The organism is Streptomyces sp. NPDC033131, assembly GCF_055578365.1.
Genome location: NZ_JBVIPA010000033.1, coordinates 16,827 through 26,740 on the forward strand (window position 1 = coordinate 16,827; position 9,914 = coordinate 26,740).

Genomic DNA, 9,914 nt, shown 5'->3' on the forward strand with positions numbered 1-9,914 from the left:
GTGAGGATCAGACCGCGGGCGGAACCTGGACGGCGGCGCCACCGCCCAGAGAGGACTTGACGACCGCGTGGATGATCTCCATGGTCCGCAGCGCGTCGGCGAAAGTGGCGCAGGCCGGCAACGGCTCGGCGACCCCCGCGACCTGGTCGAGGAAGGCCCGGGCCTGGTAGGTGAAGTGGTCGGCGTTGCCGGCGCCGACACCCGGCGCCTCCATCGGGACACCGCCCGCGAAGTACGGCAGCTGCGGGCCCACGATGATCTGCCGGGCCCCGCGCGTACGGGCCGTCGGCTGCGCATCGTCGAAGAGGTACTCGGCGGGACGGTGCTGGTCGAACGCGGCCCGCCCGCCCACGCCCAGAACGTCGAAGGCGAGCCCGTTGGGCAGGCCGAAGCCGGTGCGGGTCACCGAGAAGGTGCCGACCAGACCGGACTCGAAACGGGCCGTGAAAGACGCGGTGTCCTCATTCTCGACCTTGCCCACCTCGTCGGATACAGGAGCGGAATTGTGCCCGACGACCGCGCCCAGCGGCAGCGGCCGCTTGGTGATCTGCGTCGACAACGAGGCACCGGAGACCGAGGCTATGGGCCCGGCGACGTACTCGGCGGCGTCGATGATGTGCGAACCGATGTCCCCCAGCGCACCGGAACCGGCGCCGCCCCTGAACCGCCAACTCAGCGGCCCGTTCGGATCGGTCGCGTAGTCGCACCAGTAACGGCCGCTGAACAAGGTCGGATCGCCCAGCTCCCCGGCACGCACATGCTCACGGATGGCGGCGATGCCGGGCGAACGTCGGAAGGAGTACCCGACGGCCGTCACAACCTCAGCGCCCCGCTCCAACTCGGCCATGGCGCGGGCGTCTTCGAGCGACCCGGCCAACGGCTTCTCGCACAGCACATGCTTTCCGGCAGCGATCAGTGCCTCCGCGATCGGACGGTGCAGATCATTTTTCACGACGATGGAGACCGCGTCGATCGTCGGGTCCTCGGCGACGGCCTCCCAGCTCGGCAGTGCCTTCTCGTAGCCGTAGCGACGGGCGGCGTCCTCGCCGAGTGCGATGTTGGCATCGGCGATCGCGGCCAGCCGGACGGGCGGCAGACCTGCCCCGAAGACCGTGTTGACGTTGCGGTACCCGGCAGCGTGACTGCGGCCGGCCATTCCGGCGCCGATCACAGCGACGGAGAGGGGTTCGGCGGACGTGATCATGTCGGTGCCCTTCAAAGGAGTAAGAAGTGGTGAGCAGGCGGCGAACTGCCGGCGGAAGCGGGACTGGGGGCCTTAAGGGCGTCGTCCCTGACGTCCATGTCCACCTCCTGGCGGACGGTCTGGGGGGTCGGTCAGGAGGAGGTGGGGAGGCCCAAGCCGGCGGTGACTCGCTGGGCGGGTCGGGGCCGGCGGGTGGCGGCCACATTCGTCGGGCTGCCTCCCAGGTACTTGCCGAACGAAGTGACCTCCGCCAGCCTCACACCCGTCTGGAGCGGATACGCATCCACTCCGACCCGGCCGATGGTCAGTACGTCGAACGGCATTTCTCAGGTTTCCCTTCGCTCTGGAGACTCCCGGGATGGTGGACCTGAAGCGCATTAAGCGGACAGGTACTCGTCGATCTTCTTGCGCATGAACACCGAGGACTCCTTGGCGCGCTCCTCCCAGGCGAAAACGCAGGCGGTGAGGGTGCCGTCGAAGCCGTTCGTGCGCAGCTCACGGAAGAGCTCGTCGAAGTCCACCTCGCCCTGCCCCATGTCGAGGTGCTGGTGGATACGGGCCGCTGTACCGGGCGGGTTGAGGATGTAGCGATTGCCCGAGGACGCCGTGTGGTCGAACGCGTCGGCCAGGTGGATGTGAGTGAGCAGGTCGCCCGCGTACTTGATGATGCCGGGGGCGTCGTTACCGATGTGGAAGGTGTGCGGGGCACAGTAGAGGAACGTGACGTTGGGGTTGTTGATGCCCCTGATCAGGTTGATCGCGTCGTAGCCGTTCTCGATGAAGTCGTCCGGGTGCGGCTCCAGCGCCAGCTTGACGCCCTCCCGCTCGAACACCGGGAGCAGTTCGTCCAGCGACTTCCAGAACTGCGCCTCACTGCGGTCGGGTTCCTCCGGACGCCCGTTGAGCTCCGAGATCATGCTGTCCACGCCGAGGTCGGCGGCGATCTGGATCGAGCGCTTCCAGTACCGTACAGCGGCCTGCCGGGCGTCCTCGTCGGGGCCGGACCAGCGGAACAGCGGCAGCAACGAGGAGATGCCGACACCCGCCGCGTCCAGCGCCTTACGGAACTTCCGCACCGTCGCGTCGTCCACACGCGGATGGCGGAAGAAGGGGATGAAGTCCTCTCGGGGAGACAGCTCGATCCATTCGTACCCCAACTCAGCTACCACAGAAGGTAGTTCGAGCAGGGGCACGTGACGGATCATGTAGGGGTCGAGGGCGATCTTCATGGGGAATTGCCTTCGGATCAGGGTGGCGGGGGTGGGGTGTGGGGTGTCGCTGTCGCCGTTCGCGTGCGGCGACGCCGTTGCCAGGAAGGTGAGACCTCGGACGAGGCGGCCACGGGCGCGGTGATGCCTGCAACTTCCGGACGTTCTTCGACATCGACGCCGCGGACCTGGGCGAGCTCGTGTTTGAGGGCGGCGAGTTCGGTACCGCCCGCCATGTGGTTGGTGAGTTCCTCCAGGCTGACCTGGTCGCGGGAGGCGGACAGTTCCATGGTGCCGAGGCGCAGCACGCTGAAGTGGTCGCCGACCATGTAGGCGTGGTGGGGGTTGCGGGTGATGAAGATGACGCCGAGGCCGCGGTCGCGGGCGGCGGCGATGTACTTCAGGACCACGCCGGACTGCTTGACGCCGAGGGCGGCGGTCGGCTCGTCGAGGATGAGGACGCGGGCGCCGAAGTAGACGGCGCGGGCGACGGCGACGCACTGGCGCTGGCCGCCGGAGTCATGTCATCGGTGGCCACGGTGCCGGTGATCAGCTTGGCGACCTCGAGATTGCCGCCCTGGAGCACGTGCGGCAAGGGGCCGTGCAGCGGTCCGGCCATCGGTCTGCTTCGGGCCGGAGGCCGGTGGTGTGGCACCGCCGGCGCAGCCTGTTGGGTCATGCTCATCACCGGGTTCCCTTGGCGGCGAACCGGGCGACGGTGTCGACGTTGGAGTTGTCGACGAAGGCCGGGCCGGTCAGCACGGGCTGCTGGCCGCCGCCGCTGAAGTTGCCGTTGGTCTTGTAGAGCCAGAGGGAGTCGACGGCCAGGTAGCCCTGCAGGAAGGGCTGTTGGTCGACCGCGAACTGGATGGTGCCCGCCTCGATGGCGGACACCAGGGCCTTGTTCAGGTCGAAGGTGGCGACCTTGGCCTTGCTGCCCGACTCGGAGACCGACTGCGTGGCGGTCAGCGCGATGGGTGCGCCGAGGGTGACCACCTCGTCGATCGAAGAGTCCTGCTTCAGCTTGGCCGTGATGGTCGACTTCACCGACGGCATGTCCGTGCCGTTGACGTAGAGGATGTCCGTCTTGCCGCTGAAGGTCTTCTTCACGCCGTCGCAGCGCTCTTGGAGGTTGACGTCGCCCTGTGCCTGGATCACGCACAGGGCGTGCTTGGCGCCGGTGCCGTTGAGCTTGGAGCCGAGGGCCTCGCCGGAGACCGACTCGTCCTGGCCGAAGAACGACAGCAGGCCCTGCTGCTTCCAGACGCCCAGGCCCGCGTTGAGGCCGACAACGGGGATGCCGGCCTTCTCGGCCTTGGCGACCACGTCCTTCAGGGCGTCGGGCTTGGCGAGGGTGACCGCGATGCCGTCGACCTTCTGGTCGATCGCGTTCTGCACCAGGTTGGCCTGGTCACCGGCGGTCTCGTCGTTGGAGTAGATCAGCTTGACGTTGTCCTTGGCCGCGGCGGCTTCGGCGCCCTTGCGGATGGTGTCCCAGAAGGTGTCGCCGGAGGGCGCGTGGGTGACCATCGCGATCGTCATGCGCGGTGTGGATGCCTTGCCGGCCGAGACGTTGCCGGCGCTCTCCTCGGCCTTCTTCCCTCCCGAGCTGCTGGAACAGCTCGCGAGGGTCAGGGCGGCCGCGGCGGCCACCGCCACTGCGGGGACGATTCTGCGGGAGCGGGGAAGCGGTGTGCGGGTCATGGGCGTGCACCTCACTGTGCATGGAGGAGAGGGATCCGCGGATTTCGGGTCGGCCACCGAAGACGAGTGGCGATCAATGCCTGTAAGGCCTCGAGGCCTCGCGCTCACTGGGCTGAGCTGTTTAGAACGTCAGAACAATTTAAAGCGCTTTAAGTCCTGGTACTATCGGCCTTGTTTCGTGATCGTGTCAAGGGTGTTGCTCGAGGAGATCTGCCGCGCGGAGGTACAAGTGGCCGACAGTGGTTCCATGCGTCACCGCAACGGCGGGCACAAGCGTCCGCGGTTGGAGGACGTAGCCGCGCGGGTGGGCGTGTCCACGGCGTCGGTGTCCCTGGTACTGCGCGGCGTGCCCGGCCCCAGCGAGCGAACCCGGCAGCGTGTCCTCAAGGCGGCTGCCGACCTCGGCTACCAGGTGGACCGCACCGCCAGCACGCTGGCCAGCAGGCGAAGCCGACTGCTCGGTGTCATGGTCGACGTCCGCAGCCCGTTCCATGCCGAACTGGTCGAGCACCTGCACACCGCGGCCGAGGAGGTCGGCTACGACCTCGTCCTCAGCACACTCACCCGCACCCGCGACGAACAGACCGCGGTGGAGACACTGCTGGCCTTCCGCAGCGAGGCACTGATCCTGCTCGGCCCGACCTCGCCGGCCGACACGCTCGCCGCCCTCGACAACAAGGCCCCCGTCATCGCCGTCGGCCGCCGCATCGCCGACGCCGCCCTGGACGTCGTACGCACCGCGGACGACGACGGAGTGGGCCAGATCGTCGACCATCTCGTCGATCTCGGCCACCGCGAGATCGTCTACGTCGACGGCGGCAAGGGCGTCATCGCCACCGACCGGCGCCGCGGCTACCGCACCGCCATGCGCCGCCACGGACTGGGCGACCACATCCGGGTTCTCACCGGCGACCATACCGAGGCGGCCGGCGAGCACGCCGCCCGCCACCTCCTCCACGGACCCCAACTGCCCAGCGCGGTCGTCGCGTTCAACGACCAGTCGGCCATCGGTGTGCTGGCCGCCCTGACCCGCGCCGGCGTCGCCGTCCCGGGACGGGTCTCCGTCGTCGGCTACGACGACGACACGCTCTCCCGGCTGAGCTGCTTCAACTTGACCACCGTCAGCCAGAGCGCCCAGGAACAGGCCCGGCACGCGGTGACCGCCGCGGTCGAGCGCCTCGACCATGAACGCACCGAACCCCGCGAGGTCGTCCTCGCCCCACGCCTCGTCCTGCGCGGCACCACGGCCGAACCCGCGTGACAGGGGGAAGGCGAGCTGGGAGCGGTGGCAGGCGAGCAGCCGGGTCTTGGCCCGACTGCCGGATTTCCGGGGACAGACAACCGGTGAGCACTGGCAGGTCGCGGAGGTGGGGCGACCGCGGGCACGACGGTCCCGGCACGTGTCGGCGCACCTGGCCAGGACTGCCGTGGCGGTGCTGCAGACGGTAGTCGGCGGGTAGGCGGGGTGCGGCGCAGCGAAGCGGTCGTCGTCGTACCGGCTGGACCTGGCGCGCCACCGGGCGAGCACCTCGCCGCAGGCCGCGCGCCCGGTGGCGAGTACGAGTTCCGGACGGCCACGGCAGTTGCCTTGTGTGACAGCTGTGCCGCACCTGGTCCGGACGGTCCGTGGTCGTGCGCCGAGTCGCACGACGTGTTCGGCGCCGTCCAGCCAGGGCCGGCGCGGGCGGGCGGGGCCGTGGGGCTGTGCACGGGGGGGGCGGGGCCGTGGGGCTGTGCACGGGGGGGGCGGTGCGTGAGCCACCGCTCGAACTCGATGACGGCGTTGGCCCCCGGAAGTCGCGGCGGCGGTCGTCCTACGCGTCCCCGCGCTACGTCTCGTGGTCGGGGTCGCCGGGTTTTGACCACTCCGCGATGCTCAAGCAGGCACATGTCTGATCCCCTGATCCGCCAGCCGGGAACGACCAGTCCGGTCGCGTACGTGGCGACCTGCCGCATGACGTTCTCGACGCTGGCGCCGGTCGGGAGCTCTGCGCCGATCGCCAGCACCGGGATGTGCAGTCCCTCCTTCTGCCAGCCCGACCGACAGCAGCGGTCCGTTGTCGGCGCGGTGAACTCGCAACTCGCGCTCACCTCGCAGTGCTCGCAGCAGCCCGTGGCTCTGCACCCTCACAAGCCGAACACCGAGCTCGTCCTCGTCCTCGTCCGCACCATGGCCTGCTGCGTCACCCACCAGCCGAGCCGACACGGACCATGTGCGGGGCACGGCGGCCGGGACACCGGTCCTCGCGCGATCGCCCAGTCAGGAATCCTGTCCGACCAGGCCGTCCAAGGGACAACGGCGCTTCACGGCTGAAGCCGATCTTCCTCAGCCAACGCGGCCGCTCCACGTGTCCCGATGGCGGCGAAGACGCCCGCCAGGATGTATCCGGCACCAGGCAGCCATGCGAAGCCGGTGACCTGCACATCAGCGTGCAGGGTGGCCGCAAGGAGACCGATCGCAACAAGGTGCAGGGCCCCAAGCCCAACGAGGAACATGACGACGAACCAGTGATAGATCCGGTACACGCGGCGCAACAGGGCAACCACCGCGGCCAGGAGCAGGAGCAGAAGTACGGCGATCACGGCCGCGACTATCCATTGTGACCTCACCTCATACCCCTCGGCGTGAGGTCCCGGATCAGAAGCTGTCACTATCCCCACGGCCAGTAGGGCCGTGGGCAGCAACGCGACGGCAGCAGCCACGAACCGAGCCCAGGGCGCCCGTACTCCCACTGTCGTTGCCAGCAGGAAGGCGACCCACGACCACGCGAACGCGGGAACCAGGTAGAACTGCACGATCGGGAGGATCGCATCGCTGACGTAAGGCTCCAGGCGATCACCTGCATCCACGCCAGGAAATGTCCGTTCGCCGCCCCTCGCCCACGGCAACACCACGCTGGACATCGCGGCCAGCGACGCCACCAACCCACCGGCCAGCCCCACCCACCGCATCCCCCGACCTGTCATCCGGTCACCGTAACGATCGAGGGATGTGTACACAACTGACGGCGGAAACCCGGATCCACGAGTCACACCGAACGACTGTCTCGCCACAGAGGGCTCGACACCACGCTCCCCAAAAATGAGCGAGCGTTGGGAGTCAGCTGCAGGCGTCCCGCGAACAGCCCCATGACCAGGGCCGAACTCCCGCCGGAACGGCCGCGATCCGCCCGGCGGTGAACGCCGCCGAGACGGGCTGCAGGCGCCGTTCCCCGGTAGGCCGCAGGGCCGCCGCTTCTTGCGGGGGTGGCGGGCCCTCCGGATTCCGGCATCAGGACTTGGTCGACGGCTCGTCGGCCTCCTCGTCGTCCGGCCTCTGATGTTCCTCCACCAACTGCTCGATCTCCCGGGGGACCTCGTACAGCGCCTCCAGGACCAGACCCCACGCCCGGTCCCGCAGCTCCTCCGGTACCTCGCCTTCGATCTTCTCCGCGAGCCTGTCGATCTCAAACCGGGCGTCATCCTCTGTGCCCGTGGTCGGCGCGGTCATCACCTGCCACACGAACCGACCCACCCCGGCCGCGACACGGCCTACGTTGCCGAGCACCGAGCCCACATCCATCTGCTCTTCCTCCCCCGGTGGTTGGTGTCCCGCGCAGCGAGGCCCGCCCCGGCGTGCGGGCGAACCAGCGAGTCGTTTCAGGTGGTGGTGGGCCAGGCTCGCAGCAGCGCGGCGATCCTCCCGGCGGTGCAGGCCGGGTCCAAAAGCAGGTCCTTGAGAGCGATGGCGTCCTCGCGGGCGGGTTTGACCGTGATTCCGGCGGCCTCGAGGTACATCACGCCGGATGCGGCGGCCACGGCGAGGTTGGAGCGCTCCAGCCAGCGGCACCGGCCCAGCGTGTGCACCAGGGCGGCGGCCTTGGCGTAGGGGCCGTCGTAGACGGCCTGCTCGAACAGCTCGGCGCGGTGGCGGGCCACCGCCGAGATGGGAACACCGTAGTCGTCAGGTGCCGGATCGTTCGCTCCGGCCGCCTCGGCAACCTGCAGGATCCAGGGCACGTCGATGTTCAGATCCATCAGGCCGCGCGTGCTCCCCGCGGTGCCTGCTGGGCGTCCTCGGCTTCGTCGAAGACGCTCTGGTGTTCGGCCAGGAAGCGGGCGGCGCCGTCGATCGCGCGGGCCCGCAGGCCGCTGGCGTCATCGTGCACGAGCCGGGCGAGGTAGTCACCGATGCTCAGCCCGAGGTCGGCGGCGCGTTTCTTCGCGAGTTCCGCGACTTCTTCGTCCACGCGCGCGCCCAGTTGTGTCTTGGCCATACCGGCATGGTAACAGGTGTTACCGAAAGAGATGGGCGACAGCAGCGCCCGGCGCACACGATCGTCAGGGAGTTGCCTGGCGCGGTGTTCCGTGCGGGCCCTGGCGAGCCATCCGCCGATCTTGACGGTGCCACTGTCAACGCGGACGGCTCGCGGACACCGTACTCGTCCCCGGCCGGCACGACCGTACAGAGCCCGACCCGCCCGCCGTGATCGGCGCCCTGCGGCGAGCGCACAGCCGCGGCGCCCGTGTCGTCGCGATCTGCTCGGCCATGCAGGGCTGCTGTCGCACCGCAGAGCGACCACCCACTGGCGGCTCGCCGGCCAGTTCCCCCGATGTGGAGGTCGAACACGAACAGGGTCACGGGTTCCTTGGCGTCCGGAGCTGGCCCGTGCCATGGCTACTCGCCGAGTACGTCTTGTTTCTCCAGGGCCCTGCGCAGTGCCCGCACGGCGTAGAAGGAGCGGCTCTTGACGGTGCCGGGCGGGATGCCGAGGTGCTCTGCTGCCTGGGCCACGCTGCATTCCAGGTAGTACATGAGGCGGATGACGGTCCGATGCTGCTCTTTCAGCTCCCCCAGTGCTTCCAGCACTGCGTGGGAGGTGATCGTGGAATTCATGCCATCCCAGGATGTGTCGAGGTCCTCGACCGGCATCAGCTCAAGCGGCCTGATCTGCCGAGCCCGGTGGTGGTCGATGACGAGGTTCCTGGCGACGGTGAACAGCCACGGCCGGATGTGGTCACCTCGGGTTCCCAAGAACCGGGCGTGTTTCCAGGCACGGGCCGCGGTCTCCTGGAAGATGTCCTCCGCCTTGTGCCAATCGCCGTCCAGCAGCCGCGTGGCGTACCGGACGAGCAGAAGTCCGTACTGATCGTAGACGTCTCGGAGGAAGGCATCGCAGCCGGCGTCCGAAGTGACGTTCCGGGCATGCGCCCGAGCCGGAGCGAGGGGGGTGGTCCCCGCTTCCATGATCCCGTTCATGGGTGGCACCCAATCGTGTTCAAGCGTTCTGTGGCCTGCTCTCCCGCATACGCGGGCGAGTGGCTCAACTCTCGTAGGGAGCCCTTGGCCAAACCTTGTCGTCTCCTTGTCGTGCCCCTTGACGTCTCTCTCGCTGACCGCCCCCGGCCAAGCCCTGGCATCCGCTGCGGGGCGCGCTTCCGGCCGAGTCGCACGCGGAAGGCCCACCGCCGTGGCGTTCGGGCCGCGGGGGCGGAGCGGGTGCCCACTCGCGTCGCGACGTCCGTCACGACGCACTGGAACACCTCGACCGGCACCGCACCAATGGGCCGGTCCGCCGTCGCGCATCCGCCCCACGAACGCATCGCACACCGCGCCCGCAAGGGCTGAGTGGAGGACGGCGGCCGACACAGGTGGCTCAGCCCATGGGAAACCTGGATGGCGCAGCTCGCCCCTGAGGGGCGCCGCGGAAGGCCACCGCTCATCAACTGCGACGCAGAGTGAACCGTCGCCCTGTTACTGGCGTTCACAGAAGAGGGACGCACATTCGAAGATCACGGCGCACGGTTCCGCGACGGGT

General features: G+C 68.7%; 10 protein-coding genes and 2 pseudogenes. 2 read left to right on the forward strand and 10 right to left on the reverse strand.

Annotation, left to right across the window (positions count from 1 at the left end):
• Window positions 1-7: 7 nt before the first annotated feature.
• The 5 genes and pseudogenes from ACZ5XS_RS32810 to ACZ5XS_RS32830 all read right to left on the reverse strand — a co-directional run bounded on the left by ACZ5XS_RS32810 (window position 8) and on the right by ACZ5XS_RS32830 (window position 4,116).
• Window positions 8-1,204: a Gfo/Idh/MocA family protein gene (locus ACZ5XS_RS32810; protein WP_468657498.1), complete on the reverse strand. Its 1,197-nt coding sequence runs from the start codon at window positions 1,202-1,204 to the stop codon at window positions 8-10.
• 161 nt (window positions 1,205-1,365) lie between these two features.
• Window positions 1,366-1,527, reverse strand: a pseudogene (locus ACZ5XS_RS32815) (5-dehydro-2-deoxygluconokinase); the annotation flags it as partial.
• A 54-nt stretch (window positions 1,528-1,581) separates the two neighbouring features.
• Entirely contained in the window at window positions 1,582-2,433 is an 852-nt protein-coding gene (locus ACZ5XS_RS32820) for a sugar phosphate isomerase/epimerase family protein (protein WP_468657500.1), read from the reverse strand.
• Window positions 2,434-2,450: 17 nt separating this feature from the next.
• A pseudogene (locus ACZ5XS_RS32825) lies at window positions 2,451-2,930 on the reverse strand (ATP-binding cassette domain-containing protein); the annotation flags it as partial.
• A 166-nt stretch (window positions 2,931-3,096) separates the two neighbouring features.
• On the reverse strand, window positions 3,097-4,116 hold the full coding sequence (locus ACZ5XS_RS32830) for a sugar ABC transporter substrate-binding protein (RefSeq protein ID WP_468657502.1): 1,020 nt from the start codon (window positions 4,114-4,116) through the stop codon (window positions 3,097-3,099).
• A 247-nt stretch (window positions 4,117-4,363) separates the two neighbouring features.
• Here ACZ5XS_RS32830 and ACZ5XS_RS32835 point away from each other — a divergent pair, with 247 nt between their 5' ends.
• Together ACZ5XS_RS32835 and ACZ5XS_RS32840 are read left to right on the forward strand one after the other, a co-directional pair.
• Window positions 4,364-5,377, forward strand: a complete 1,014-nt coding sequence (locus tag ACZ5XS_RS32835) for a LacI family DNA-binding transcriptional regulator (protein ID WP_468657504.1) — start codon at window positions 4,364-4,366, stop codon at window positions 5,375-5,377.
• A gap of 627 nt (window positions 5,378-6,004) precedes the next feature.
• Window positions 6,005-6,430, forward strand: coding sequence for a hypothetical protein (locus ACZ5XS_RS32840; protein WP_468657506.1), 426 nt, complete (start codon window positions 6,005-6,007; stop codon window positions 6,428-6,430).
• Here the strand turns inward: ACZ5XS_RS32840 and ACZ5XS_RS32845 are convergent.
• The 5 genes from ACZ5XS_RS32845 to ACZ5XS_RS32865 all read right to left on the reverse strand — a co-directional run bounded on the left by ACZ5XS_RS32845 (window position 6,421) and on the right by ACZ5XS_RS32865 (window position 9,355).
• Window positions 6,421-7,020, reverse strand: coding sequence for a hypothetical protein (locus tag ACZ5XS_RS32845; RefSeq protein ID WP_468657508.1), 600 nt, complete (start codon window positions 7,018-7,020; stop codon window positions 6,421-6,423). The two genes, ACZ5XS_RS32840 and ACZ5XS_RS32845, sit on opposite strands and share 10 nt — an antisense overlap.
• 367 nt (window positions 7,021-7,387) lie before the next feature.
• Window positions 7,388-7,678 carry a hypothetical protein gene (locus ACZ5XS_RS32850; protein ID WP_468657510.1) on the reverse strand — a complete coding sequence of 97 codons (291 nt, stop codon included), beginning with the start codon at window positions 7,676-7,678 and terminating at the stop codon, window positions 7,388-7,390.
• A 77-nt stretch (window positions 7,679-7,755) separates the two neighbouring features.
• Window positions 7,756-8,133 carry a fic family toxin-antitoxin system, toxin component gene (locus tag ACZ5XS_RS32855; protein ID WP_468657512.1) on the reverse strand — a complete coding sequence of 126 codons (378 nt, stop codon included), beginning with the start codon at window positions 8,131-8,133 and terminating at the stop codon, window positions 7,756-7,758.
• The gene (locus ACZ5XS_RS32860) at window positions 8,133-8,372 is read right to left on the reverse strand and encodes a hypothetical protein (protein WP_468657513.1); all 240 of its coding nucleotides are present in this window, start codon (window positions 8,370-8,372) and stop codon (window positions 8,133-8,135) included. The genes ACZ5XS_RS32855 and ACZ5XS_RS32860 overlap by 1 nt, the downstream gene beginning before the upstream one ends.
• A gap of 401 nt (window positions 8,373-8,773) precedes the next feature.
• On the reverse strand, window positions 8,774-9,355 hold the full coding sequence (locus tag ACZ5XS_RS32865) for a sigma-70 family RNA polymerase sigma factor (protein WP_468657515.1): 582 nt from the start codon (window positions 9,353-9,355) through the stop codon (window positions 8,774-8,776).
• Between the last annotated feature and the right edge of the window lie 559 nt (window positions 9,356-9,914).